Source organism: Okeanomitos corallinicola TIOX110 (assembly GCF_038050375.1).
Taxonomy (GTDB): Bacteria; Cyanobacteriota; Cyanobacteriia; order Cyanobacteriales; family Nostocaceae; genus Okeanomitos; species Okeanomitos corallinicola.
In genome coordinates this window covers 3,328,886-3,355,543 of sequence record NZ_CP150886.1, presented here as the reverse complement: position 1 = coordinate 3,355,543, position 26,658 = coordinate 3,328,886, and the positions used below count along the sequence as shown (strand labels likewise).

The window sequence follows — 26,658 nt, the reverse complement described above, 5'->3', positions numbered from 1 at the left end:
GAATGTCAGTAATTATGATTGATTTTTATGATTATGGGCAGATAAATCCGCTTTTAAAAAGTCAATAAATTGTTTTGCTGTCCGGCCAGAACGGCCATTGTGGCGAGTGGCCCATTGTAAAGCTTTGTATTCTAAATCTTCCTGGTTAATATTAATGCCCGCTTGTGTTGCTAAGTGCTGGACTATTTGTAAATATGTTGTTTGATCTGCGGCTTCAAAGGTTAAGGTCAGTCCAAAGCGATCACTAAAGGAAAGCTTTTCCTGCATTGTATCCCAACCATGAACTTCTTCCTTATCTTTAGGGGTAGGTCTATCACTAAAATACTCTTTAATTAAGTGGCGACGGTTAGATGTAGCATACACTACTACATTTTCCGGTCTAGCGGTTATACCTCCTTCTAAAACTACCTTCAAGGCTTTAAAAGCATTATCATCCTCTTCAAAGGAAAGGTCATCTACAAAGATAATAAATTTCTGTGGTACTCCTCGCAACTGTTCGACAATTTTCGGTAGGTGATGCAATTCAGATTTTGCGACCTCAATTAAGCGTAAATTTTGTTTGCTATATTCATTTAGTAAGGATTTTACTAAAGAGGATTTACCTGAACCCCGACTACCATAGAGTAATACGTGTAGGGCTGGTTGTCCCGACAGTAGAAACTTGGTATTTTTTAGCAAGGTTTCTTTTTGCCAGTCATAAGCTACCAGGGTATTAAGTTTAACCGGATCTGGATAGGAAATACCGATCAATTGTTCATTTTGCCATCTAAAAGCCCGATATTGAGCAAATAAACCTGTTCCGTGCTGATGATAATAACTGGCTAAATCTGAAACTGCATCCCCCCAAGTTTCTAACTGTTGCCAAAATTCAACCAAGTTGCTATCAATTGCCGGATGTTCAGGTTCTTGATACCAGACAACGGGAGAAACTGGCAAATGAGATATAATTTGTACCCACTCACTCAAAACTGCACTGTTACACTCATATAAATCTTGTAATACTTGTAGATCATGTTTTGCCGCTGCAACTAACGCCATTGGTAAATCAGTAAATTCTCGCTGTTGAGCTAGTCTAGTAAAGGGGTTATCGGCAATGAGAATTTGATTTATTAGGTATTCTTCCCAAGTTTGTTGACTGGCTGCCAAAGCTTGAAAATAATTACCGTATGCTTGGAGACAGTCGCGGCCGTCTGCGTCAGTGTAACGTATAGCTTGTAGCAAATCTAGAAAGGCGATCGCTACTTTGCCTTGCAACACTGACTGGTAAAGTAACAGAGATGCTGCTTGACGCTGAAAAAATTGAACTTTGGTGTGAACGGTAGACATTCCCTGATCATCCATTAACTGTAATTGTCTGCTAACTCTAAAAGTAAAATCTCAATCAACATAGGCTGTAACAATGAATTTAGGTATAATTGCCGCTTTTAGCTACGGCATTTTAGTCTTATTTGGTGGCATCATTGGCTACATTCAAGTTAAAAGTAAAGTTTCCCTCATTAGTGGTACTATTAGTGGTTTATCCATAATCATTGCTGCTTACTGCCAACTACAAGGACTCACCTGGGGTTTAACTTTAGCAGGTTTTATCACTGGATTTTTAGTAATTTTCTTTGCCTTTAGATTTGCTAAAACACGTAAATTTATGCCCGCAGGATTGATGGTTATTTTTGGTGTCTTGGCTTTAGTAATCATGGTTAATCAAATTTTCTCTCCTCAGTAGTATAATGGTGTAAATTGCAATATTTACCTGCCGATCATTTCTTTGATAGTACAAATATATCAAAAAATAGAGCGTAATTTTTATGACATATCCAAGGGGACAGCAAAAAAACTCTTGGAGAGTGGAAAATATCTATGGAGATTGATTAACTAATTAGTAAAAATTACTATCAAGAAGATGGAGATATAAAACTCTATATATACTAGAGTTAGTATTATCAGTAGTGTAAAGATTTTATGCTATTGTCAGTATACTTTAAAGGAAAAATAAAGGTAATTTTGCCATTTTGGCAGGTTTTCAGCACATAAATAAGATATTACTAGAGAGTAACAATCAAGATTTAAGATTTGCTACCTTGTAGCTATCTACCCAATCTTTATCAGCATAAATCAGCCCTTACCTAAGTAATTCTCTCAGCAATTTAAGCGACTAGGAAAATAATACATGAGATTATCACTGTCTTCTGAAAATGTTATCCAGTATCTGCAAAATGCAGGTCTGTATAGCGTAGAAGATGGGGCATTATATGAACATGAATGGTTAGGAAGTGGCAGGAACAATCGGAATTTACTGGTAAAACTAGCAGATGATCATCAACTACTGGTTAAACAAGAAAATCACACCCATGCTGATAGCAGCACCCATGAATTTTTTAATGAGTGGCTATTTCATGAATTACTCCAGAAATTCCCAGTTCTTGGTAACATCTCCGCAATATCGTCATCATTGCTCCATTTTGATCTAGAAAATTCTCTCCTCATCCGTAACTACTTCAGTGAGTACATGGAATTGGAGAAATTTTATGAAAATAACGGTATTTTCCCTCTGGAAATTGCTAACGCCATCGGTGCTACATTAGCAGGATTACATCGTTCCACCTGCCAAAAAAGAGAGTACCGTGATTTCATGGATACTGCTCCCCAGGGAGAATTTCGTTATCGTTATTACAACCCTGCTCAGGGAATAAGTTCCATTAATCAAGACATTTTTGGTAAGATTCCCACCGAAGCACTTAAATTTCATGCTATTTATCAGCAATATGAAAGTTTAGAATCAGCGATCGCTGACTTAGCTTATGAATGGAAACCTTGTTGTTTAACTCACAACGATTTACAGTTAAACAATATTTTACTTCATTCCCGTTGGCAACAACTAGATAATTGTTTAGTGAAGTTTATAGATTGGGAAGCTTGCGCTTGGGGAGATCCAGCTTTTGACTTGGGTACTTTATTAGCCAGTTATATCAAAGTTTGGCTATCTAGTTTAGTTACAGATCCCAGTTTAGAATTAGAAGAATCTCTACATTTAGCAATCATCCCTTTAGAGGTGATTCAACCTTCAATTTTGGCAGTAATCCGCACTTATATTCATAATTTTCCTATGATTTTGGATTACCATCAGGACTTTATTTTGCGTGTAATTCAGTTCACAGGTTTAGCACTAACACATCACATTCAAAATGCGATGGAGTATCACAAATACTTTGATAATCGCCACTTATGTATGTTAGAAGTTGCTAAAAGCCTGTTAACAATGCCAGAACAAGCAGTATTAACTATTTTTGGTAGTTCTCTCTCCGAAATTCTGCAACCTATTACCGGGTTTAAAACCACCACTCAACCTACACAAGAAAAGCAACTACTCAGGATTTATTACGAAAAAACACGTCTGCGCGGTTGTTAAATTTATAGATAGTATTTTAGAGAATACTCTAACTTTGGAGGTGCAAATTTATTAATGTTAGATAGCTCTACCAAGCAAATTCTTAACTCTTTATTTGATATTGCCACCAATATTCAGATTTCGCCTAACTTTTCGATTCAACACCCTAATTATCAACCTTTTTCACTCCCTGTCACAGTAGCTAATAGATTTCAACAAAATTCACAAGATATACAGCATAAATATCTAGCTCTACTGTTAAGAAATTTTGTCCATGGTATCTATTACAATGGCTCACTACAACAAATTTTATCAGTAAATACTCAAGTCCAAAATTACTCACCCCAAAAGAGTTTAGAAGCAAATTATCATCTAGGCATTGATTGGGATTTTTATGAGCAATTACATCAACATAATCATGGTAATGGCCATTATGATTCCCACTGGCAAGTGTTAAGAATAGAACCAGATCATAGTATCGCCGTTACTAAAAATAACCTGACATTATATGTTGAACCGGAATGTTATCTCAAAAAGCAGAAAAAGTCTCTGAAAGTTGGGAATTTAATTGATATTTGGATGCCTAGAAATCGCCTTCAAAATGGTTATTATGTAGCAGTTAGTAATTTAGGACAGGAACAGCAAATTACAACAGAAACGAACTCAGGAGTGGGGAGAATTTATTTTAATATCACTCCGTTAGGTGCAATCGCTCTCATGGATACCCTCACAAAACAACTTAATCAAGCTAACATTCCTTTTAGTTTCCAAGTTATTTATAACCCTGGTAACTATGGACGTTATGACGCTGGTGTACTTCACTTTGAAAGAGAAAATTATCCAGTAATTCATCAAATTCTTCAGAAAGTTTATCAACAATATCAAGGTTATTTTTCTCCAGAAATTCCCCTATTTACCAAATTTTTAGCCCCAGGACTGAGTTTAGCAGAAGAACCAAATCAGACGTTTACAGCACAAGAAAGTTTTGGGATGAACCGTTGTCAAATTGTTGCTAATGCTTTATTGGAAGCTTGGGAAAAAGGTAAAAATGCCATTGAACAAAGGATGCGAATTATAGATGAGCATTTTGCCCAGCATTTAATTGATATTCAGCATCCCTATCTTAATCCCAATTCTGAAGATATATACATCCCTTTAAATTGTTAATGGTTGTTATTAGAGTAAAATAAACTTGTCTAGCAGGTATTTTCAACCTGCTTTTTATTTTAATTGAGGTTTTTGAGAAGATGATTTTTACCTATCAAAGAACTGTGAGATTTCCAGATACTGACGCTGCTGGAGTGGTTTATTTTGCTAATAGTTTAAGTATCTGTCATGAGGCTTACGAAGAATCACTACGGCAATCTGGTATAAATATCAAAACTTTTTTTACACACCCTTCTGTTGCTTTTCCTATCGTTCACGCAAATGTAGATTTTTTACGTCCCATGTATTGCGGTGATGATTTAATGATTAGTTTAATACCACAGAAAATAAGTGTTGATAAATTTAACATTGCCTATGAAATTACCGTAAATGAGGTAATGGTTGCTAAGGCTATGACTAGGCACGTTTGTATAGATGTGAATAGTCGTAGTAAGCAGGAATTACCAGATGAGATTATTTTTTGGTTAGAAACGAACCGCAGAGACGCAGAGGGTGCAGAGAGAAGAAAGTCTAGGGAGGAGATTATGTAATTAGGAATTGTGAGAGGAGTTATCAATAAAATTCCTGGCGATTTTTTGCAGTTGTTGACGGTTGATTTTACCTTGACTATTGCGGGGTAAGTTCGGTAGGGAAATCCAATGTTTGGGAATTTTAAATTTACTTAGTTGGGTTTTGAGTTGGTTTTTAATTTCTAAACTGGAAATATTTTGGTTTTTAGGAATATAAATAGCTGTTAATGCTTGTCCCCAAATTTGATCAACTATCCCAATTACACAAACATCTATAACTAGGTTTGTTTGTCTAATTACTGCTTCAATTTCTTCTGGGTAAATGTTTTCACCACCAGAAATAATTTTATTACTACTACGTCCAATTATATGTAAATATCCTTCTGCATCTAAAAAACCAACATCATCAACTAATAAATTCTGGGAATTTTCCCAAAGTTGGGGATAGTAACCTAAAGCTAAAGATTTAGCTTGAATATTAATATCTCCTGTTAAATCATTAATTGTTATCTTTGCATGGGGAAGAATTTTACCACTGTTAATTTTACCTTTTAAAAAATCGTCAGGTTTCAAAGTTGCAATTTGAGAAGCTGTTTCTGTCATCCCATAGGTAGGTGCTAATCTAATCTGATGAAATCTGGCTTTTTCTAATAATTCTTCCCATGGTGGCGCACCTCCTAAAAGTACGGTTTTAAAATGAATTAACCAAGTTGTTAATTCTGGATTCTTTAATAAACGTTGTAGTTGTGTGGGAACTAAAGATATAAAAAAATCACTAAGATTGATATTAGTTATTGATGGAGATTCAAGTTCTTTGAATGAAGTAATTACTAATTTTCCCCCAGTGGTAAAACTCCGCATAAATTGCATTAAACCACTGACATGATACATTGGTAAAATACAAAATGAGTTAACAGAATTAATTTGAAAATATTCTCTAAATCCTTGTACAGATGCTGTTAATGTTTCCCAAGTATGAATAGCAAATTTAATCTTTCCCGATGAACCACCAGTGGGAATCATGATAGTATTGCTAATGGGTAATGGGTAATGGGTAATTGCTGATGGTAATTCATGATCAAATCCCCAAATAATATCCGGTTGGACTAAATTTAAAACCTGTTCCCATTCATTTTTTCCCCAGTCGGGATTACACAAAAAAATGGGACATTTAGCGGCACAAGCAGCAATAAAACTAGCTAAAAATCTAACTGGTTCACGTTCAGCTAAAATAATTTTTGGAGGTGTTCTATTTTGAGATATTTCAATTAATTCTAAATATAAATTTGTAGCAATTTGATAAAATTCATGACTATTTTCAACAATTAACCAATGATAATTTTTTAGCTGTTTGAGAAAATCCCCAGGTTCATTCATAAATTTTCTAACCAGTTTGATTTTTGTTCTTTAAAATAGTGACTAACACCAAAACCTAAAGCACGGTTATTATTAGATAATTCTACTGCTAATTTTAGTGCAGCTTTTCTACCTACTTCAGTTTCAAAAACAGATGAAAATACCATATCAATTTGATATTGTTGACAAAATTTCTTTAACTTTGATGGTGAACCAACTATACCAGGTTTAATCACAAAAATACCACGCCATCCCCTTTGATAACATTCTTTTAGTTGTTGTAATGTAGCGACAGATTCATCTAAGGCAATTTTTGTATGATAAATATTACTCAACTCTAGCATTTCCGCAAACTTATCAACAGATAATGGTTGTTCAAGAAATTCAATTTTTTTAGGGAACTGATCACATATTTTCAACCACAATTTAGAATCATTATAACTAAGTCCAGCGTTAGCATCTAAACGCAACTTTGCTGATGATGGTAACTGAGAAATTAACAACTTTAAAATTTCTATTTCTGTATTTACTTCCGCAACACCAATTTTCCATTTAAAAGTTTTATATCCCTGTTCCCACAAAATAAAACATTGATCAATAGCATCTTTACCCGCTGGTAACAAACCACTATAATTCAAATTTTCATAACTCTTAAATTCTTGATCTTCCTGTAAATTATCTAATGCTGATTCAAATCCAAACTGGCAGGAAGGTAAATTATCGGGAACATTAAAAATAATATCTGAAGTAATTTCCGTGGGTAATTGACGACAAAAATCTAAAGCTTGTTCTATAGTTTCTGAACCAAACCCAGGAATAGGGGAAACCTCACCAAAAGCAACATTATTATTCATATCAATTAGCCGAATAATAATACTTTCCCTTGTTTCCCAAATACCATGATTAGTAATAACAGGACGAACAAACTTTTGCTGAATATATTTAAAAAAGAACTGATAAACCATCTTCTCTGTGTACTCTGTGTCTCTGTGGTTCGTTAAAAATAAATAAGGTGGGAAAACCCACCCCAAAAAATAATCTGATGTTGCTGATTTTAGGGATGAAAATAATTTCCCATACGTTTAACACCTTTGTAGAGACGTTCTTTGTGGAGACGTTCCATGGAACGTCTCTACATCCAAAAATCATAGGCCAATTCAGCAACGCCAATCATCTTACCCCAATATAAAACCCAAACCGAATAACAAACAACTCCAAAACTGGACAGCAACAGCAATAAACTTACAATTGCTAACTTGATCAGGTAAATGATGATTTGCTAAAACATGACGACATAATTTAAACGCAAAAATCAAACTGAAAAAACTTAACAACGTCCAAACTGGGAAAAATTCTAAGACCACAAACAACAAAATAAAAGGATAGATAATAGCTGTAAACCAGACTAAAACCTTTGCACCTTTTGCAGTTCCCAAACGGACAATTGGCGATCGCTTTCCTGCTGCTATATCATCCTCAACTTGGTGAAAATGGGAACAAAACAAAATTAAACTGGTAACAATTCCCACAATTACAGAAGCTGCTAAATTAGTAATTGACCAAGTTTGAGTTTGACTGTAATATACTGCACTCATGCCCACAGGCCCAAAAGCAAAAAAACAGAGAAATTCCCCTAAACCCTGATATCCTAACCGAAAAGGAGGACCTTGGTACATATAACCTAAAAAGCAGCATAGTAAAATCAATCCAATTACCATGGGGTCTGTTTGCAAAAAGGCGATCGCCAATATTCCCAACAAACCCAAAACCAAAAACAAATTACCCAACCAAAACATTAACTGTTTACTACCAGTTAAATTCACCAAAGAATGATGTTTATTTTTATCAATACCAGTTTCCGAATCAAACACATCATTACTGATATTTTCCCAAGCTAAAATGAAAATCGCCGCAGTCATAAAAACCGCAAAAATCACACCATTAAAATTATTCGTATCTGCAAACGCTACAGCCGAACCTACCCAGATCGGCATAATTGCAACACTATACATGGGCGGTTTAATGGCCGCCATCCACAATTTACTCTTAGGTATTAATAGCTGATTTGTAGTCATCAATTTTTGAAAATTTCAATTACTAAAAACTGGATTTTACTAATTTTATAGTAGACCAAATGGAATTATAAAATCAATAAATTCATCTATCATCATCTGCGTTTATCTGCGTTTATCTGCGGTTGATTATTATTAAAATATTATTTTCCACAACTTCATTTTAATTTTGTATTCTCATTAATATTTTAGAATTTACCCCCACACTTAACGCTAGTCAATTACCAAAAAATGCTAATTTTGTAATTGTTGGTTTACTGCTAGTTAACAAAACTTGACTTGACATTTTCAGCCATAAACATTAGCTAATCTGGGAAAACCCATAACTAAGTAAACTTGAGGCTGGTTAAAGGTAACAGGATATGCTACCTATAGAAATACGACCACAACTCATCACATTTTAGGAAGATAACTTAAAAAAAATTAACTTATACATCCATGACAATCTCACCATGTCGCAGCAGTGTCTTTTTAGACTATAAAGATTTGCATCAATTATTGTTAGCCGTTCAAGAAAAGTGCTATGAAAACCACAGTCGGCAAATGGTTAGTATTTCCATACCGATTGATTTTATAGATCCTTTAGTTGTATTGGATAAATATTCCCAAACCAATACATTAAATTTTTACTTTGAGAACAAAAGTAAAGGTGAAGCTATAGCAGCTATTGACGCTGTTAGCAAACTAGAAATTACTAGCAAGCATAGATTTAGTCAAACAGAAGAATTTATCAAAGACTGTCTGCAAAATGTGATTAACTTTGGTAATACTAATCAACCTTTTGCTGGTTCTCACTTTTTTTGTAGCTTTGGTTTTTTTGATCAGCATTATCAATTAGACTATCCCTTTCCATCTGCGACTATTTTCTTACCTAAATTACAAGTAGCAGTTAAAAATTCAGCTTGCTGCTTAGTTGTCAATTATCTAATTCATTCTAGGGTGAATATTCACACTATATTGAGAGAATTACAAACCAAAATTAAAAATTTACAATCCTTAGCAAACAACTCCCCTAACATTGAAATTTCTGCTGCTAAATTTACCAAAAACCAGATTAATAACTCAGCTACTTTTAAACATTCAGTATTATCAGCTTTAGAAAAAATAGAATCAAATCATTTAACAAAAATTGTTTTAGCAGATGCCTTAGATGTCAGATCATGTAAATCATTTAACCTATTCAAATCCTTAAATAACTTACGACAATTACATCCCAATTGTTATATCTTTTCTAGCAGCAATGGCCAAGGTAAAAACTTTATTGGTGCTAGTCCAGAAAGACTGATTAGTATTCAAAACCAGCAATTAATTACTGATGCTTTGGCAGGTTCTGCACCCAGAGGTAAAACTCCTACAGAAGATGCAACTAATGCTAACAATTTAGTTAACAGTAGTAAAGAAAAACACGAACATAACCTAGTTATTGATTTTATCACCCAACGCCTCTCACAACTAGGATTATTTCCACAAGTTCTCGCGCCACGTCTGCGACAATTATCTAATATTCAACATTTATGGACTCCTATTACTGCGGTAGTTCCCCCTAATATTCACCCTTTAAAAATAGTTGCCCAATTACATCCTACCCCGGCTGTTGCTGGTGCTGCTAGAGATATCGCCTGTGCGGAAATTCGCCGTTATGAAAGCTTTGAAAGGGGTTTGTATGCTGCACCTTTGGGATGGGTGGATGCAAAGGGAAACTGTGAGTTTATTGTCGGGATTCGGTCAGCATTAATTGATGGCGATCGCGCTAGACTTTATGCAGGTGCTGGTATCGTAGCTGGTTCTGATCCTGATAAAGAATTTGCAGAGGTACAACTTAAATTACAAGCATTACTCAAAGCTTTAGTTTAGGAAAATTTAGAAATCAGTTAAATGCTGTTTTTCTCTAAACTTTAGCTTTCTGAAAACTTGTCAATTTATTGACTAGAGTAGCACTGGCTTCATTTAACCCAATAACTTCTACTTCTATGCCATTACGGCGAAATTTCAGCACGGCTTTATCAAGAACCTCGGCAGCACCTTGATCCCACAAATGGGCATGAGTTAAATCAATGGTGATACGTTCAACTTGTTCTGTAAAATCAAAAGACTCTAAAAATTCATCTCTGGATACAAAGAAAATTTGTCCACTGACATTATAGATTCGATGAGTGTCATTACTATCCTTTAATACCTTATCCACAAATACCAATTGGGCAATTTTGCGGGAGAAAAACACTGCACTCATCAGAATACCTATCAACACACCAAGGGCAAAGTTACGAGTGAAAATAATCACTAACATTGTCGTTAACATCACGGCTGTGTCAGTACGGGGAATCCGATAAATATTTTGGAAAGATGTCCAACGAAATGTACCGATTGACACCATAATCATTACAGCTACTAATGCTGCCATCGGCATTTTTTCTAGCAAACCTTGCCCAAGTAAAATCACAGTTAATAGGAAAATTCCCGCCACTAAAGTTGAGAGTCTCCCTCTACCACCAGACTTGATATTAATGACTGATTGACCAATCATGCCACATCCAGCCATCCCACCAAAAAAGGCAGTAACAATATTAGCAATACCTTGTCCTTTGGCTTCTTGGTTTTTATCGCTGGGGGTGTCTGTCATTTCATCTACTAGGGAAGCAGTTAAAAATGAAGCCAGCAAACCCACAATTGCCAAGGTGAGAGAATAGGGGAAAATAATATTTAAGGTTTCCACTGTCCAAGGTACTTGGGGTAAGGAAAAACTCGGTAAAGCACTGGGTAACTGTCCCATATCCCCCACCGTGGGAACATCCAATTTTAGGAATATAGCCGCTACTGTGATTACCGCTAAAGCTACCAAAGGAGAAGGAACAGCTGTAGTGAAGCGAGGTAAAATGTAAATAATCGCCAAAGATAGGGCTGTTAATACATAGACAGTAAAGGGAACATTAGTAAGTTGGGGCAACTGTGCCAGAAAAATTAACACCGCCAAAGCGTTGATATAACCAATCATGACCGCCCTGGGAACAAATCTCATGTAACGCCCTAGTTCCAGAAACCCGAACATTAGCTGAAACAAGCCTGTAAGTAAGGTGGCAGCGAATAAATACTGTAAATCATGATTTTTGACCAAATCAATCATCAACAGTGCCATCGCTCCCGTAGCGGCGGAAATAGAACCTGGTCTACCTCCTAAAAATGCTGTCATCACCGCAATGATGAATGAAGCATAAAGGCCGACTTTGGGATCTACTCCAGCTATAAGCGAAAAAGCGATCGCCTCTGGAATTAAAGCCAGTCCCACCAAAGCACCAGATAGAATATCTCGCTGAGTGTTAAAAAACCACTCTCGTTTCATCATTGTTCCGTTCAATTTTCCTCCTAATTTTGATGCCGTGAATACAAATCTATTGAATATTTAACTGGCAATATACTCAGGTTCAAAACCCTTGTTTATTCAGTATTTTGCCTGTTATCATGATGCAAATTAAAAGTTTATCAGCTTCATAGCCCACTTTAAACACAACTTCTAGATGTGATTAAGGTTATTAATGGTATGCAGAATATGCAGAAATATAAAAATTAATAGCAATTGCTGACACTTTCACAATATCTATTCGAGCATGAATTACTCAACATCGGTCAAATGCAGAATTCTTAACTCAATAATTACAAAATCATTTATTTATGTAAAGTAACAATATCACAATATTGAAACAATTTGCGATAAAACTTCGATAAAACGTAACTTACACTACAATTTTTCGAGGAATTCCCCTCAAAACTCTACCAAACTGCTAACCTGATCAATTATGAATTGCCCCTACAAAGACAAAACCCACCTGAGTGGGTTAAAACATATCTCTAAGATCATATTAAAATTAATCTAAATTGCCATCAGGTTGATAATAACGTTGACAACTACTGAATTTAGATACCCCTGATCTTTGATAATTACCATTGAACCTAGATTGAATTCCCCTCTTCACTGGATGGTGATTTTGATATCTTTGAGATCGGTTATGCCTATTACTATAACCAGGATAAAACCTCATCCTTCGTGAATCTAATCTTCTAGATGAATCTAATATTGATAAATTACTACGATTTCCCAACCAATAGGTATTTAATTGCCTTGATTTTGTATCCTCTTTATCAACCAACCTTACCCTATATCCGCCGCACCTAGTGGGTTGAATTCTAAATTTTTTCTCACCACTTGCAGAATCATCTATAATTTCTACATCATCATAATATATCTGTCTGTTGCTTCTAGGGAAACTATTATCTATTCCTAAACATTCCTTTTTTCCTGTAGTCGGATGAATCCAATAATTTAAACAATTTGCCTTAGCTGTATTTGGCAATAAAAACAATGGTGATGTAGTTGCAGCTATCAAAAACACCAGTAATTTAGACAGGTACTTGTACATATATTTAACCAACTCTATTAACTAAATTAACACAAATAAATAATACTTGTCGGGTGAGCAATGCCCACCACAAAACTAGCGTTGCTGAACTTGAGTATAAAATGAGAAATCGAGAATTTTCAACTCTTACTCTCTGCGACTCTGCGTGAAAGAAAATCATATTCTTAATCAGCAACACCACAAAACCCATACTATTCCAAATCCCGATGGGTAAAGGATTTAGCATTTGCACCAGTGTAGTTACTAACAATATGACCATCACCACACATTTGATATTTATATGTCACCAAACCCTCTAAACCCACAGGGCCACGGGGTGGCATTTGCTGGGTACTAATTCCCACTTCTGCACCAAAACCATAACGGAAACCATCAGCAAAACGGGTAGAACAGTTATGATAAACTCCCGCTGCATTGACTAAAGCTTGAAAAGTTTTTGCTGTGGTTATATCTTCGGTGATAATTCCCTCAGTGTGACGTGAACCATATTCACTAATATGATTTATAGCCTCTTCAAAAGAATCAACTATTTTAATTGCTAAAATCAAATCACTATATTCTGTTTCCCAGTCTTCTGCTGTTGCTAATTCAATCTTAGGTAAAATTTCTAAAGTTCTTTTATCACCTCTTAATTCTACATCTTTTGCTTGCAAAGCCTCAGCTACTTTTGGTAAAAACTCAGAGGCAATACTATGATGAACCAATAAAGTTTCAATGGCATTACAAGCTGCTGGATATTGAATTTTAGAATCTACAGTGATATTAATTGCTTTTTCCAGATCAGCGGCTTGATCTAGATAAAGATGACAAATTCCATCGGCATGACCTAAAACGGGAATGCGCGTATTTGCTTGAACAAACTGCACAAAAGAATTAGAACCTCTGGGAATAATTAAATCTACATATTTATCTAATTTTAAAAGTTCAGAAATTTCTGATCTGGTTGTTAATAATTGCACTGCATCCGGATTAACAGCAGTATTAGATAATCCTTTTTTAATGGCTTTAACTATGGCTGTACAAGAAAGTAAAGCCTCTTTTCCACCTTTGAGAATTACCCCATTACCTGATTTAATTGCTAAGGAAACAATTTGAATAGCTGCTTCGGGACGAGCTTCAAAAATAATTCCTAACACACCCAAAGGACAAGTAATGCGTTTGAGAACTAAACCAGTGTCAATTTCCCGATGAATTTGTACCTTACCTACAGGATCATCTAACTTTCCTACATCACGTACCCCGGCGATCGCATCTCTTAATTTATGTTCATCTAACTGTAAACGTTTATAAAGGGGTTTAGCAATACCGTCCGCTACAGCAGCTTCACAATCAGCTATATTTGCTTGTAAAATTTCATCCTGAGCAGATTCTAACGCCAAAGCGATCGCATCAATAGCCTGATTTTTTTCCTCACTCGCAAGCACCCCCAACTTACTAGCAGCTAAACGGGTTTTTTGGGCAATTTCAGTCAACGCAGAAACAACTTGTATAGTAGTCATCACAAAAATAAATTCACAACATAACAATCTTAATATTAGTCATTAGTCATTGGTAAAATAGGACTTACGCAAAAAAACACTTAAACTCTTATTCCTCTGTGTCCTCTGCGGTATGTCTATTCCTTCGGAACGCTATGCGAACGACACGCTACGCGTTAGCGGAGCTTTTGCTTTAGCGATACGTAATTCTGTAACTCATGGGTAAGTCCTATAAAAGTATTTTTCTCTTTTAGGTTGCCTAGAGTCATGAAAGAGGGTTATTTTATTCCACATCCTGAATATGAGTTTTTCTTTCCAAAATTTCCTTCAAAACCAAAGTCACTACCGCCAAAAGTGCTAATAATACCGCAGCAGAAAAAGCTGCTTCTGTTTCATATTGTTTATAGGCATCTTCTACAAACAAAGGTAAGGTTTGGGTTTTACCAATAATATTCCCAGACACCACAGAAATAGCCCCAAATTCACCCATAGTCCGAGCATTTGTTAAAATTAAACCATAGAGTAAACCCCAACGCACACTAGGTAAAGTCACACGCCAGAAAATTTGCCATTCATTCGCACCTAAAGTTCTGGCAGCTTCTTCCTGATCTTTGCCAAACTCTTCTAAAACCGGAATAACTTCCCGCGCTACAAATGGCATACTCACAAAACTTGTAGCTAACAACATTCCCGGAAAACCAAAGATAATTTGTAAATCTGTAGCTTCTAAAAAACCACCAAACCATCCCCGTTTACCATAAACTAACACCAGCATTAAACCAGCGACTACAGGTGAAATAGAAAAAGGTAAATCAATAATACTAATTACTATAGCCCGTCCAGGAAATTTATGCCGAGTAATTGCCCAAGCTGCACATAAACCAAAGACAGTATTTATTGGTAAGGTAATTGCAGCTAACAACAAAGTTAACCAAGCTGCATGGAGAAACTGCGGTGTAGAAAGGTTAGCAAAAAAAGGAATTATACCTTTTCTGAATGCCTGAAAAAATACATTAATAGCCGGAATATATTGCACCAAAGCTAAATAAGAAACGGCAATTGCAATTAGAACACCAGGAACCCAATTAGCTTTTTGAGGATGATTTTTCTTCAATTTATTATCTGTTGTCATATCTTCTTGACCAAGCTTGTAAAAAATTAATTCCTAATAGTAAAACCAAAGATATAAGCAATAAAACCACACCTATAACTGTCGCGCCAGCATAGTCATATTGTTCTAATCTCTGGAAAATTAAAACAGGCGCAATTAAATCTTGAAAAGGTGTATTAGAGGAAATAATTACGATTGAACCATACTCACCCACCGCACGAGAAAAACCCAAAGCTACCCCTGTTAAAATTGTCGGAAATAAAGGTGGTAGAATCACTTTCCAAAAAGTTTCCCATTGCGAAGCACCCAAACTCCAAGCAGCTTCCTCTACATCATGTTCCATTTCTTGGAGTACAGGTTCAACAGTTCTAATTACAAAAGGTAGAGAAATAAATATCATCGCTACCCATACTCCTGCACGAGTAAAAGATAATTTAATTCCCAAAGGTGCAAGAAAAGAACCTATCCAACCATTTTCACTATAAACCGTTGCTAAAGTTAAACCAGCTACCGCCGTTGGTAAAGCAAAAGGCAAGTCTACTGTCGCATCAAATATCTTCTTTAAAGGAAAATCATAACGCACTAAAACCCAAGCAATTAAAGTACCAAACACACCATTTAACAAAGCTGCTAATATCGCCGTGATAAAGGTAACGTTATAGGTTGCTAATGCTAAAGGACTAGTGGCAATTTCCCAAAATTCAGCCGTTGGTAATGTGGAAGCTTTTAAGAATAAAGCTGTTATGGGCATTAATAGCATAAAAGTTAAATATGCTATGGTAATTCTCCAAGTCCAAGGTAGATGAATTACATTATCTATAAATACCTTCCAAAAAGGAACTTTGCGGTTAGTTTCTAATGTCATAGATGCTTTCATAATTCAAAAACTATTACCAATTACCTATTTCTAGATTGAATTTGATCAAAAATACCCCCATCAGCAAAGAATTTTTTTTGCACAACATCCCATCCCCCCAAGTCTTGAATTTTTGCTAATGTTTTGACTTGTGGATATTTTTTGATAAATTCTTGAGTTTGATAAACTTCCTTATTTACAGGTCTAAATCCCACTTTTGCAAACTCTACTTGAGCTTCAGAACTAAATAAATATTGCACAAAACCTGCTACTACTTCCCTATTCCTATGTTTATCAACATTCTGATCAACTATAGCGATAGGATTATCAATAGAAATATTCACATCAGGAATAGTATAATTTACTTTTAACCCTTTCTGTTGTGCCAGAATTATTTCATTTTCGTAATTAATTAAAGCATCTCCTTGACCTTGTTTCAAAAACGCATCTGTCGCTTCTCGAGCATCTTTAGTTAATGCAGGGACATTTTTATAAATCTTCCTCACAAATTCAGTTGCTTCTCCTTCATCTTGATTATTAATCATTGCTGAATTCCACAAAGCTACAAAATTCCACCTGGCAACCCCCGATGTTTTCGGATCGGCTGTCACCATTCTGATACCATCTTTCTGTAAATCTGCCCATGTATTAATATTTTTAGGATTACCTGCACGGGTAACTAATGCTGCTACTGATTGAGAAACAATACCATTATTAGGAAATTCTCGTTGCCATCCTGGTTTAATTAAACCTGCTTTTTCTATTCTTTCTGTATCTAATCCTAATGCTAAGTGAACAACATCTGCTGGTAAACCATCTATAACTGCGCGAGTTTGTGAACCGGAAGCACCGTAACTTTGACTAATAGTTACATTTTGGTTGTGTTCTTGTTGCCATTTTTCGATAAATTTAGGAATAATTGCTTTATAAGCATCTCTAGTAACAATAAAAGAGACTAAAGTAAATTCGACGTTTTTGGGTTTGCCATTCTCTAAAGTTTGATTTCCACCAGAACAAGCGGCTACTGCTACACTCAAGAACATCCCCACCAAAAACAAGGATACAAAATTTCTCAGTGAATTCAGCCTCAAGATAAGTTGTAATTGTTGCAGTGAACGTTGCCACAAACTCATTCTTTTTCCTTTGAATCTACAGTTAACCGATGGGAATACAGTACATAGTTGTTGTATTCATAGATAATTGCAGATACAGGTGATAAATGCAATAGGGAAAGTGGACTTTGTGATGGGGTGATGTAGGCATCTTGCCCGCTAGACTTATACAAATTAAATGCACAGCAGCTTACAACGCCACCATAAGCACTTATATAACCACCATAAATCTACAAAAAAATCCCCCCAAGATACCCAACAATTTGATACCCTAGCTTAAACAGATTTGAGAAAAGAGAAAGAGTGGAAATTCAACTTGGGCGGGGAAAAAAAGCTCGCCGAGCCTACGGCATTGATGAAATTGCTTTAGTTCCTGGTAACAGAACACTAGACCCTAGTTTAGCGGACACTAAGTGGACAATAGGTAATATTGAGCGAGAAATACCCATTATTGCCAGTGCAATGGATGGTGTAGTAGATGTAGGTATGGCAGTGAGTTTATCCCAATTAGGGGCTTTAGGAGTCCTGAATTTAGAGGGTATCCAAACTCGCTATGAAGATCCAAACCCGATTCTAGATCGGATTACCTCAGTCGGCAAAGATGAATTTGTAGGACTGATGCAAGAACTTTATGCCGAACCAGTAAAGCCGGAACTAATTGAAAAACGTATTCAGGAAATTAAACAACAAGGTGGCATTGCGGCAGTTAGTGCGACACCAGTAGGAGCAAGCAAATACGGTGAAGTCGTAGCCAAAGCCGGAGCAGATTTAATTTTTATCCAAGCTACGGTAGTTTCTACAGCCCATCTATCACCAGAAACAGTTATTCCACTGGACTTAGCGGAATTTTGCCGTTCGATGCCCATACCTGTAATATTGGGTAACTGTGTAACTTATGAAGTCACCTTAGATTTAATGAAAGCAGGTGCAGCCGCAGTATTAGTAGGAATTGGTCCTGGTGCTGCTTGTACATCTCGTGGTGTATTGGGTGTAGGTATACCCCAAGCAACAGCAGTCGCCGACTGTGCCGCAGCCAGAGATGATTTTTATCAAGAAACAGGTAAATACGTTCCTGTCATTGCTGATGGTGGTTTAATCACTGGTGGTGACATTTGTAAATGTATTGCTTGTGGTGCAGATGGAGTAATGATTGGTTCACCCTTTGCCAGAGCCGCAGAAGCACCAGGCAGAGGTTATCATTGGGGTATGGCCACTCCTAGCCCCGTTCTACCCCGTGGTACTCGGATTCGAGTTGGTAGTACAGGAACTTTAGAACAAATACTCAGGGGACCCGCTGGCCTAGATGATGGAACTCATAACCTGCTAGGAGCATTAAAAACCAGTATGGGTACACTGGGAGCTAAAAACCTGAAAGAAATGCAGCAAGTGGAAGTTATCATTGCTCCTTCTCTGTTAACTGAGGGTAAAGTTTACCAAAAAGCCCAACAATTGGGTATGGGTAAGTAAACCAAGTCAAAAGTTCAAAAGTCAAAAAAATAACTTTTGCCTCTTGACTCTTACCTTATTCCCCTAACAACTAACCAAAAACTTTTTCCAGCAATCTGTTAAGAATGACTGGAAAAATCACATCTGTCGCCTACAATAGAGATAGCGGAGACGTATGTTTCCGTTCACTCCTCACACCACACTCCGCCCGGACTACAGTTCGGGCGGTTCCTTTTTTATAGTAAGTGACTGGTGACAGTAAAATACAAAAAATCTGTTCGGGGCTGGAAGTTAACCAGTTCTAATCTAAACTTCTTTGCAAATGTACATTTTTCCTTTCTAAGCTGACCTTTTTGCTATGGTAGAATTTTCACAAAAGTCAGAAATATAGTAGTTAAAGGTTTTTAGCAATGTCAGCAGCTGAAAGTGTTACGGATGATAAATTTGAGCAAGAAGTTATCCAAAGCGAAATACCCGTTTTAGTTGACTTTTGGGCTCCCTGGTGCGGTCCTTGCCGTATGGTTGCTCCCGTTGTTGAGGAAATTGCTACTCAGTATGAAGGAAAACTCAAAGTAGTAAAAGTCAACACTGATGACAATCCCGGTGTTGCTGGTAGGTTCGGTATCCGCAGTATTCCCACATTAATGATTTTTAAAGACGGGCAGAAAGTGGATACGGTAGTAGGTGCTGTTCCTAAAACTACCCTAGCTAGCACTTTGGAAAAACATCTTTAAACCCCCTGGGGGACAAATTTAATTTAGTTCTCCATTGGCTTTAATGTTAGGTGAACATCATTAAGCAAGTTTCAGAGATGCTCTGCGTCTCTGGAAAATCTATCTATAAAAAACTAGATATTCCACACCTACTAATTTATCAAGGTTTGAGGTTTGTTCAGCAGAACCTAAATCATGAAAGGTAAAATTCCTCAAACCCTCCTCAAGATTGCTTTTTGCTTTTTGGGTTTTCATAGCGATAATTTTGAACACCAACCTATTTAATTGGTGTTTATGCCCAAAGTTGGCAACACATAAACAAAATTTAGATAAAATATAGTGCCATTGTTATGGCAGTTCTCATGACATCTAAAGTGCCGTTTGAAACATTAGAATCTCTGCAAGCTGATATCGCTGAATTAATAGATCGCTTACCAACTTTAAAGCATCGGCAATTTATTCAGCAAGCTTTAACCACTATACTGCGTCTAGCAGATAGTGAAATAGAGCGTCTTGATTGGAAAATATTATCTGCGTCCCTTGTTGATATGGAGCAAGGCTTTCAACTTTTTTATGGTTATCGTCACATCCGTAAAGTAACTATCTTTGGTTCTGCTCGTTTAGCACCAGAAACCCCTGAATATAAAATGGCAGTTCAATTTGCCCGTGCTATATCTCAACTGGGCTTTATGGTGATGACAGGCGGTGGTGGTGGTATTATGCAAGCCGGTCAAGAAGGTGCAGGACGAGATAATTCTTTCGGTTTAAATATTCAGCTGCCTTTTGAGCAAGAAGCTAACCCTTTTATTGACGGTGATCCTAAGCTCATTCATTTTAAATATTTCTTTACCCGTAAGCTCTTTCTCCTCAAAGAAAGCGATGCTGTGGCTTTATTTCCTGGGGGCTTTGGTACTCAAGATGAAGCTTTTGAATGTATGACATTAAGCCAAACTGGTAAATTTGGCCCAGTTCCTTTGGTGTTAATTGATCATCCTGGTGGTGATTATTGGCACTCTTGGAGTAAATATATTAACCGGCAGTTGGTCGAAAAAGGTCTTGTCAGTCCAGAAGATCCCAGCCTTTACACGGTTACAGATAATTTAGAAGTGGCTTGTCACGCCATTACCCATTTTTACCAGGTTTATCACTCTAGCAGATATGTCGGTGATCAATTTGTGGTTCGTCTCAGGCATGAGTTATCAGATGCTTTGGTAGCACAACTAAACGATCAATTTAGTGACATTCTCGTACAAGGAAAAATTGAAAAAAGTCAGATCTTACCAGCAGAAGGGCAAGATGAAACATCTGATTTACCTCGTCTTGTTTTTTACTTTAATCAACGAGATTTAGGTCGCTTGTATCAGATGATTGCCACAATTAATGAGTTAGGTTTCCCTACACCAGAGGAAACAGCCCATCCAGAAAGAAAGTGATTGGTTGTAGGGAACAGGTCATAGAGAAGAATAAAATAACCAATAACCAATGACCAATGACTAATGACTGTTAATGATTGAGTTTTCCTGCTCACTAACTTTTGAGATCGTAAAAACTGAAAATCAAAAATTAGATAATGGTAAACCATTCGTCTAGATGTTTGAACAAAGATAGAGGAATTAAAGATGCTGGAATTATTAGGTTCAGGTTTGGTTTCACTTTGGCTAGATATGGCTGGGGTCAAAATTCAACCTGTAAATGCTCTCGACGCATTGGCTTGGCAAAGTAGCCCTGGCTTTGTCATTGCCCCTGATCCGAACCCAGCCGGAGCTATGACAGTACAGGAATATCTCAAAAACTTGATGAGTTCTAAGTTGGTAAATCAAGATTTACTCAAGTCTCAGGGTATTTGGTTACAGTCTGGGCCAATGTTAATAGCTAATCACCAAGGGACTATTCCTTTACCTGCGGCTTCTTTAACTAAGGTGGCCACTTCTTTGGCTGCTTTTAAAATCTTGGGTCCGAATCATCAATTTGAGACTTTGGTTAGTGCTACAGGCCCAATAGTTAACGGTGTAGTCAATGGTGATTTGGTGATTACTGGTGGTGGTGATCCTATGTTTGTAGGAGAGGAGGCGATCGCTGTTGGTAATGCTCTCAATAAAATCGGTATTAAGCAGGTAAAAGGGAATTTAGTTATAACTGGTAATTTTGCGATGAATTTCTATGGCAATCCTGCTGTAGCTGGTCAATTACTTAAACAGGCTTTAAATCACAAAAGTTGGAATCGTTCTGTCATTTACCAATACTCCAGAATGGCTAAGGGAACTCCTAAACCCCAAGTTGTCATTAATGGTACGGTTAAAGTTGTAACACAGCCCAACCCAAAACAAACTACACTAATCCGTCATCTATCTTTACCTTTAAAGCAGTTAATTAAGGAGATGAATGTTTACAGTAACAACGATATAGCTGAGATGTTAGCCCAGTCTGTGGGAGGGGCAGATGTGGTTAAATCTACTGCTGCTAAACTGGCCATGGTTCCACAACCAGAAATCCAGTTAATTAATGGTTCTGGTTTGGGCAGAGAAAACCGTATTTCTCCTAGAGCCGTCTGTGCTATGTTTATGGCTTTACAACGAGAAGCATCTGCACATAATTTGAATTTGGCTGATTTGTTCCCTACTTCGGGTTTGGATCAACGAGGTACAATGCAGTACAGAGATATGCCCTCTGCTACTGTGATGAAAACTGGAACTCTCAGTGATGTCAGTGCTTTAGCTGGTGTTTTACCTACACGCGATCGCGGTTTGGTTTGGTTTGCGATTATCAATCGTGGTTATCAAGTTTCCAGTTTTAGAAATGAACAGGATAAGCTCTTGCAACATCTGGTTAAACAATTACAAGTTGCTACTGGTGTTCCTAGCTCCCTCACATCCCACTCACCTAAAAATTCCTTACCAAAATTAGGTGTACCTAGTCGTAATCAAATTTTGTATGGTGGTTAGTCATTAGTCATTTCCCCCTGCTCTCCTTCTCCCCCTCTCCCCTAATCTTGGGGAATAATTTCTGTGACCACTCTTTTACCTGAACCGCCACCTTTCACAACTATATTTTCTGTTTCTAAGTTACCGACTGCGGTTGTACCTTGAAATTTTAATGGTGGTTCAACTTGAGTGTAAAACACATTGCCTTTTGCTTCTAGTAATTTTTGGTCTAAATTCCAGGTGAGTTGATTGGATTTGAGAGACTGATTGTTTTTCCCCAACGCATTCACGTTACCTGTTAAATAAACGATTTTTTGTGGAATTTTCATTTCTGCTTGATTACCTGTTACGGTGACATTTTCCGCTTTGTGAAATACACGTACAGAGGCATTGGTTTTGACTATTTCTTGCTTTATATCCCAGGTCATAGAGTTACTGGTGATCTGCATAGGTGGATTGATTAACTCTAGCTGGGCTTTTGGTTGCAGGGTAGCAATTTTAGTTTTTAAATTAATTTCGGCACTGTTGCCACGACCACGATCTGTGATTTTATTATCTTGATAACGGTTGATTTCAATAGGGCGATCGCCAATTAATTTTTCTTCTTTAACTTGCCAAGTTAAACTCTCTGTTCGTATTTGCAATGGTGGATCAGCAGATATAGCAACTACTTTTCCAGAGAAATCCACCCGCTGTTCACGGGTTTTTACTCTGGCTTCTTGGGCAACTGCCTTTAATTGTTTGTGACTACCATTAAGCTGATTACGAACAATTAATAAATCTTCTTCAGGTCGCCATTCTAATTCATTCCCTCTTAAAGTTACGCCAGTGCGAGGGTCTTGAGCTAAAATTTTACCCTTTAGTAATAGTTGCTTACCATCTTGTTTAATATCGGCTGTTTCTGCTTTTATTGTATAAACTATTTTACCATCTTGATAAAGTTCACCTTCAGGGTTTTTAGCTTCTCCAATTTCTTGCTCTCTAGTATATTTTGCTTGTTGAGCTTTTACCTTCCAAATTGGTCGGCCTTGTTCATCAAACTGTTCTAAAGCCACACCAAAAAAGGTTAATTTACTATCTGTATCTTTTGTGGCTGAATTATCTTGATTTGGTTTTTGGGAAGGTGGATTACCGCAGGAAAATAATCCAACTAATAATAACAAAGTCAAAGGCAGAAAATATAAATTTAGTGACAATCGAAAATTATCAACTGAATAATGTTGGGGGGAATGAGATTTACTTCCCCTCTGAAGTTTTGGATTTTCTCCCCAATTTTTCCTACCTTGTTGATTTTGCATTATTCTGGTATTTCTAAATGTCCTTGACTATCTCTATGATCGTCTAGGAAACCCATACTAGATAATGATCTGTAGGGATAACTTTGACGGGGTGTTTTTTGAATGTCTTCTTTTATGGCTTCTAAATCAATGTAGCGATCGCTAACGTTAATTAAGCTATCACTGGTCATGGATCGTAAACTCACTACTTCCACTCTTACACCACGATAACTGACGGAATTAACAGCGTAAGCCAAATCGCCATCACCGCTCACCAAAACTGCTGTATCATAGGAATCTACTAAAGCCATCATATCTACAGCTATTTCTACATCTAGGTTGGCTTTTTTTGAGCCGTCTGGTAGTTGCACTAAGTCTTTAGCTATGACTCGATAACCATTACGACGCATCCACAACAGAAAACCCTGCTGTTTTTCATTGGTTCGATCTACACCAGTGTAGAAGAAAGCCCGCAATAATCTAGAACCACCTGTGAGTCGGCATAGAAGCTTAGTGTAATCTATTTCTATTCCTAGTTGCAGTGCAGCATAGAATAAGTTTGACCCATCAATGAAAATAGCGACACGACCCCGATTTTCTAAAACCTGTTCTGGCGAAAAAATAGAGTCATTTTCCAAATTACTCAATATCATTGTCATACCTCGGTTGTTATCCATGTTATTGCCGATAGAAATCATTAACTTTTACATACTTGTGTGAGAAGTAGCTTATGATAATTGACCGGGACTAATTAAATTAAAAATTCAGCCCCGATGCAGTTTTTAAAGTCAATCAAAAAAGAAAATTGCTAATCGTTGTTTGGTAATTCTATACGTTTAAAAATTGGTTGGGGTTGACCTAACTCTTGTTTATCTGATAGCAAGCCCCACACTGCATGGGCAGCAAAAGGCGCGAGATTTGAACTTTCTGTTTGATTGTTAAAATTGATTCCCCAGCCCAGTTGTTGATAGATGTCACTGCTGATATTGGGAATGATAGGAGATAAAAGATAAGCGGCTAGTCTTACCGATTCCAGAACCGTGTATAGAACGATTTCTAATTCTTCCTGTTTTCCCTGTTTATATAATGTCCAAGGTGCTTGGTCATCTATAAACTTATTACTAGCTTGTACCAGTGACAAAACTGTATGACAGGCTTCATTAAAAGCTAAATTTGTATAAGCTTGTTTGACCTTATCCCCCAATTTTGAGCCGATCGCTTTTAAAGGATTCTCTGCGGGAATCTGTTGTGGATCAACTGAAGGTACTTGACTAGCGCAGTATTTTTTCACCATGTTCAGGGTGCGATTTAACAAATTACCTAAATCATTTGCTAAATCTGCATTGAGAACATTAATGAACCTAGTTTCATTAAAATCGCCATCCTTGCCAAATTCGATTTCCTTAAGGAAGTAATAACGAACTGCATCACTACCATAACTTTGGACTAAGGCTACGGGATCAAGGGTATTACCTAGAGTTTTACCCATTTTTTGCCCATCTTTAGTTAAAAATCCGTGTCCAAATACTCGTTCTGGTAAGGGTAGACCAGCTGACATCAACATGGCAGGCCAGTAAACAGCATGAAACCGCAATATATCTTTACCGATCAGGTGTAGATTAATTGGCCACCATTTTTCTAAAGCATTGGCTAAAGTTGGTTCTGCATCTGTTTCTAGTAATGCTGTGACGTAAGCTAATAAGGCATCAAACCAAACGTATAGGGTATGTTTAGGATCTACAGGTACTGGAAAACCCCAATCAACATTTACCCGCGAAATAGAAAAGTCTTGTAAACCTTGATTAACAAAGTTATAAACTTCATTACGGCGAGCAACTGGCTGAATAAAATCTGGGTGAGATTGGTAAAATTCTTCTAACTGGGTTTGATATTTCGATAAACGGAAAAAGTAGTTTTGCTCATCCCGCCACTCTACTTCTTTGGTAGTATGTACAGGACAGCGTTTACCATCTAGCAGTTCTCGTTCTTCTTTAAATTCTTCACAGGAGACGCAGTACCAACCTTTTTGTTGTCCTTGGTAGATGTCACCATTTTCCCAAACTCGCTGGAAGAATTCTTTAACAATTGTGTGATGCTTTAAAGCTGTGGTGCGACTAAAACGATCATATTGAATGTTAAGAACTTCCCATAAATTAATAAAACTAGGTACAATTTGATCACAAAATTCTTGTGGTGGTTTTCCTAAATTAGCGGCTGAACGCTCAATTTTTTGACCATGTTCGTCTGTACCCGTAATTAGTAGGACTTGATTTCCTAACAAGCGTTGAAATCTGGCTACTGCATCCGCTGCCATTGTGGTATAGGCACTACCAATGTGGGGAACGTCATTTACATAGTATAGAGGTGTGGTCAGGGCAAAGGTTTTTGATGTTTTATTCGTTAGATTCATACAAAATAAAAAGCAAATTATTAAACAGTTTTCTTGGTTAGTTAATCCGGCAAAACCACGCAATTATATAATATTGCAACTATTTTTTCAAACAATGACTTAATAGTAGCAAATTTCTCACCTCAATAAATATTTTGTCAGATTTAGAAATAGAGATAATTTATCCCCAAACTAGACATAATTGTTGTGAGTGATGATCTTGAAAGATATTTTTACTGTAATTGCAACACTGAAAATACACTGGGTACAACTCAGTAAATAAAGCTAAATCTCTGATTTATACATTTCTACCTAAAAATGTAGGGAATTCTAGTAAAGAAATGTAAAATTTACGTCAAGAAAAGCTGCGATTTTTTGCACAAAATTATATATTAGGAGTCAGAATTTAGGAATAAAACTCTATGGTGGACTGAGTTTGATGATGAATTGATTTCCT

The 26,658-nt window shown here is 36.8% G+C and carries 22 protein-coding genes; 9 read left to right on the top strand and 13 right to left on the bottom strand.

What is annotated here, in order from left to right:
- Positions 1-12: 12 nt before the first annotated feature.
- On the bottom strand, positions 13-1,326 hold the full coding sequence (locus WJM97_RS14570) for an ATP-binding protein (protein ID WP_353929519.1): 1,314 nt from the start codon (positions 1,324-1,326) through the stop codon (positions 13-15).
- Between the two features lie 73 nt (positions 1,327-1,399).
- On the opposite strand from WJM97_RS14570, the gene WJM97_RS14565 reads away from it, so the two are divergent.
- The 4 genes from WJM97_RS14565 to WJM97_RS14550 all read left to right on the top strand — a co-directional run bounded on the left by WJM97_RS14565 (position 1,400) and on the right by WJM97_RS14550 (position 5,079).
- Positions 1,400-1,720, top strand: coding sequence for a TMEM14 family protein (locus tag WJM97_RS14565; RefSeq protein ID WP_353929518.1), 321 nt, complete (start codon positions 1,400-1,402; stop codon positions 1,718-1,720).
- A 444-nt stretch (positions 1,721-2,164) separates the two neighbouring features.
- Positions 2,165-3,403: an aminoglycoside phosphotransferase family protein gene (locus WJM97_RS14560; protein WP_353929517.1), complete on the top strand. Its 1,239-nt coding sequence runs from the start codon at positions 2,165-2,167 to the stop codon at positions 3,401-3,403.
- A gap of 54 nt (positions 3,404-3,457) precedes the next feature.
- Entirely contained in the window at positions 3,458-4,549 is a 1,092-nt protein-coding gene (locus WJM97_RS14555) for a T3SS effector HopA1 family protein (RefSeq protein WP_353929516.1), read from the top strand.
- 80 nt (positions 4,550-4,629) lie between these two features.
- Positions 4,630-5,079, top strand: a complete 450-nt coding sequence (locus tag WJM97_RS14550; RefSeq protein ID WP_353929515.1) for a thioesterase family protein — start codon at positions 4,630-4,632, stop codon at positions 5,077-5,079.
- On the opposite strand, the gene WJM97_RS14545 is transcribed toward WJM97_RS14550, so the two are convergent.
- From WJM97_RS14545 to menA, 3 genes are all read right to left on the bottom strand, one after another.
- Positions 5,080-6,435, bottom strand: a complete 1,356-nt coding sequence (locus WJM97_RS14545; RefSeq protein WP_353929514.1) for a 2-succinylbenzoate--CoA ligase — start codon at positions 6,433-6,435, stop codon at positions 5,080-5,082.
- Positions 6,432-7,379 (bottom strand): o-succinylbenzoate synthase, encoded by a 948-nt coding sequence (locus tag WJM97_RS14540; RefSeq protein ID WP_353929513.1) that lies wholly within the window; start codon positions 7,377-7,379, stop codon positions 6,432-6,434. Before WJM97_RS14540 ends, WJM97_RS14545 begins: the two co-directional genes overlap by 4 nt.
- A 210-nt stretch (positions 7,380-7,589) precedes the next feature.
- On the bottom strand, positions 7,590-8,489 hold the full coding sequence (gene menA / locus WJM97_RS14535) for a 2-carboxy-1,4-naphthoquinone phytyltransferase (RefSeq protein ID WP_353929512.1): 900 nt from the start codon (positions 8,487-8,489) through the stop codon (positions 7,590-7,592).
- Between the two features lie 435 nt (positions 8,490-8,924).
- Here menA and WJM97_RS14530 point away from each other — a divergent pair, with 435 nt between their 5' ends.
- The gene (locus WJM97_RS14530; protein WP_353929511.1) at positions 8,925-10,340 is read left to right on the top strand and encodes an isochorismate synthase; all 1,416 of its coding nucleotides are present in this window, start codon (positions 8,925-8,927) and stop codon (positions 10,338-10,340) included.
- 34 nt (positions 10,341-10,374) lie between these two features.
- Here WJM97_RS14530 and WJM97_RS14525 read toward each other — a convergent pair whose 3' ends face one another.
- The 6 genes from WJM97_RS14525 to WJM97_RS14500 all read right to left on the bottom strand — a co-directional run bounded on the left by WJM97_RS14525 (position 10,375) and on the right by WJM97_RS14500 (position 17,476).
- Positions 10,375-11,826: a SulP family inorganic anion transporter gene (locus WJM97_RS14525; RefSeq protein WP_353933176.1), complete on the bottom strand. Its 1,452-nt coding sequence runs from the start codon at positions 11,824-11,826 to the stop codon at positions 10,375-10,377.
- A 520-nt stretch (positions 11,827-12,346) separates the two neighbouring features.
- Positions 12,347-12,898 carry a hypothetical protein gene (locus WJM97_RS14520; RefSeq protein WP_353929510.1) on the bottom strand — a complete coding sequence of 184 codons (552 nt, stop codon included), beginning with the start codon at positions 12,896-12,898 and terminating at the stop codon, positions 12,347-12,349.
- Positions 12,899-13,089: 191 nt separating this feature from the next.
- On the bottom strand, positions 13,090-14,397 hold the full coding sequence (locus WJM97_RS14515; protein ID WP_353929509.1) for a glutamate-5-semialdehyde dehydrogenase: 1,308 nt from the start codon (positions 14,395-14,397) through the stop codon (positions 13,090-13,092).
- A 262-nt stretch (positions 14,398-14,659) separates the two neighbouring features.
- Positions 14,660-15,508 (bottom strand): sulfate ABC transporter permease subunit CysW, encoded by an 849-nt coding sequence (cysW, locus tag WJM97_RS14510; protein WP_353929508.1) that lies wholly within the window; start codon positions 15,506-15,508, stop codon positions 14,660-14,662.
- Positions 15,495-16,364 (bottom strand): sulfate ABC transporter permease subunit CysT, encoded by an 870-nt coding sequence (gene cysT / locus WJM97_RS14505; RefSeq protein ID WP_353929507.1) that lies wholly within the window; start codon positions 16,362-16,364, stop codon positions 15,495-15,497. The genes cysW and cysT overlap by 14 nt, the downstream gene beginning before the upstream one ends.
- Positions 16,365-16,384: 20 nt before the next feature.
- The gene (locus WJM97_RS14500; protein WP_353929506.1) at positions 16,385-17,476 is read right to left on the bottom strand and encodes a sulfate ABC transporter substrate-binding protein; all 1,092 of its coding nucleotides are present in this window, start codon (positions 17,474-17,476) and stop codon (positions 16,385-16,387) included.
- 282 nt (positions 17,477-17,758) lie between these two features.
- On the opposite strand from WJM97_RS14500, the gene WJM97_RS14495 reads away from it, so the two are divergent.
- From WJM97_RS14495 to WJM97_RS14480, 4 genes are all read left to right on the top strand, one after another.
- Positions 17,759-18,922: a GuaB3 family IMP dehydrogenase-related protein gene (locus WJM97_RS14495; protein WP_353929505.1), complete on the top strand. Its 1,164-nt coding sequence runs from the start codon at positions 17,759-17,761 to the stop codon at positions 18,920-18,922.
- Between the two features lie 389 nt (positions 18,923-19,311).
- Positions 19,312-19,635: a thioredoxin gene (gene trxA / locus WJM97_RS14490; protein ID WP_353929504.1), complete on the top strand. Its 324-nt coding sequence runs from the start codon at positions 19,312-19,314 to the stop codon at positions 19,633-19,635.
- A gap of 341 nt (positions 19,636-19,976) precedes the next feature.
- Complete coding sequence (locus tag WJM97_RS14485; protein WP_353929503.1) at positions 19,977-21,047, top strand: LOG family protein; 1,071 nt, start codon at positions 19,977-19,979, stop codon at positions 21,045-21,047.
- A 186-nt stretch (positions 21,048-21,233) separates the two neighbouring features.
- Complete coding sequence (locus WJM97_RS14480) at positions 21,234-22,556, top strand: D-alanyl-D-alanine carboxypeptidase (RefSeq protein WP_353929502.1); 1,323 nt, start codon at positions 21,234-21,236, stop codon at positions 22,554-22,556.
- Between the two features lie 41 nt (positions 22,557-22,597).
- On the opposite strand, the gene lptC is transcribed toward WJM97_RS14480, so the two are convergent.
- From lptC to metG, 3 genes are all read right to left on the bottom strand, one after another.
- The gene (lptC, locus tag WJM97_RS14475; protein WP_353929501.1) at positions 22,598-23,833 is read right to left on the bottom strand and encodes an LPS export ABC transporter periplasmic protein LptC; all 1,236 of its coding nucleotides are present in this window, start codon (positions 23,831-23,833) and stop codon (positions 22,598-22,600) included.
- Positions 23,833-24,462 carry an NYN domain-containing protein gene (locus WJM97_RS14470; protein WP_353933175.1) on the bottom strand — a complete coding sequence of 210 codons (630 nt, stop codon included), beginning with the start codon at positions 24,460-24,462 and terminating at the stop codon, positions 23,833-23,835. Before WJM97_RS14470 ends, lptC begins: the two co-directional genes overlap by 1 nt.
- Positions 24,463-24,620: 158 nt before the next feature.
- Positions 24,621-26,222 (bottom strand): methionine--tRNA ligase, encoded by a 1,602-nt coding sequence (metG, locus tag WJM97_RS14465; protein WP_353929500.1) that lies wholly within the window; start codon positions 26,220-26,222, stop codon positions 24,621-24,623.
- Positions 26,223-26,658: the final 436 nt, after the last annotated feature.

Bases quoted from the DNA above. Each gene is read 5' to 3' on its own strand.
- WJM97_RS14570 (WP_353929519.1), bottom strand. From the start codon at position 1,326: ATGTCTACCGTTCACACCAAAGTTCAATTTTTTCAGCGTCAAGCAGCA.
- WJM97_RS14565 (WP_353929518.1), top strand. From the start codon at position 1,400: ATGAATTTAGGTATAATTGCCGCTTTTAGCTACGGCATTTTAGTCTTA.
- WJM97_RS14560 (WP_353929517.1), top strand. From the start codon at position 2,165: ATGAGATTATCACTGTCTTCTGAAAATGTTATCCAGTATCTGCAAAAT.
- WJM97_RS14555 (WP_353929516.1), top strand. From the start codon at position 3,458: ATGTTAGATAGCTCTACCAAGCAAATTCTTAACTCTTTATTTGATATT.
- WJM97_RS14550 (WP_353929515.1), top strand. From the start codon at position 4,630: ATGATTTTTACCTATCAAAGAACTGTGAGATTTCCAGATACTGACGCT.
- WJM97_RS14545 (WP_353929514.1), bottom strand. From the start codon at position 6,435: ATGAATGAACCTGGGGATTTTCTCAAACAGCTAAAAAATTATCATTGG.
- WJM97_RS14540 (WP_353929513.1), bottom strand. From the start codon at position 7,379: ATGGTTTATCAGTTCTTTTTTAAATATATTCAGCAAAAGTTTGTTCGT.
- menA (WP_353929512.1), bottom strand. From the start codon at position 8,489: ATGACTACAAATCAGCTATTAATACCTAAGAGTAAATTGTGGATGGCG.
- WJM97_RS14530 (WP_353929511.1), top strand. From the start codon at position 8,925: ATGACAATCTCACCATGTCGCAGCAGTGTCTTTTTAGACTATAAAGAT.
- WJM97_RS14525 (WP_353933176.1), bottom strand. From the start codon at position 11,826: ATGATGAAACGAGAGTGGTTTTTTAACACTCAGCGAGATATTCTATCT.
- WJM97_RS14520 (WP_353929510.1), bottom strand. From the start codon at position 12,898: ATGTACAAGTACCTGTCTAAATTACTGGTGTTTTTGATAGCTGCAACT.
- WJM97_RS14515 (WP_353929509.1), bottom strand. From the start codon at position 14,397: ATGACTACTATACAAGTTGTTTCTGCGTTGACTGAAATTGCCCAAAAA.
- cysW (WP_353929508.1), bottom strand. From the start codon at position 15,508: ATGACAACAGATAATAAATTGAAGAAAAATCATCCTCAAAAAGCTAAT.
- cysT (WP_353929507.1), bottom strand. From the start codon at position 16,364: ATGAAAGCATCTATGACATTAGAAACTAACCGCAAAGTTCCTTTTTGG.
- WJM97_RS14500 (WP_353929506.1), bottom strand. From the start codon at position 17,476: ATGAGTTTGTGGCAACGTTCACTGCAACAATTACAACTTATCTTGAGG.
- trxA (WP_353929504.1), top strand. From the start codon at position 19,312: ATGTCAGCAGCTGAAAGTGTTACGGATGATAAATTTGAGCAAGAAGTT.
- WJM97_RS14485 (WP_353929503.1), top strand. From the start codon at position 19,977: ATGACATCTAAAGTGCCGTTTGAAACATTAGAATCTCTGCAAGCTGAT.
- WJM97_RS14480 (WP_353929502.1), top strand. From the start codon at position 21,234: ATGCTGGAATTATTAGGTTCAGGTTTGGTTTCACTTTGGCTAGATATG.
- lptC (WP_353929501.1), bottom strand. From the start codon at position 23,833: ATGCAAAATCAACAAGGTAGGAAAAATTGGGGAGAAAATCCAAAACTT.
- metG (WP_353929500.1), bottom strand. From the start codon at position 26,222: ATGAATCTAACGAATAAAACATCAAAAACCTTTGCCCTGACCACACCT.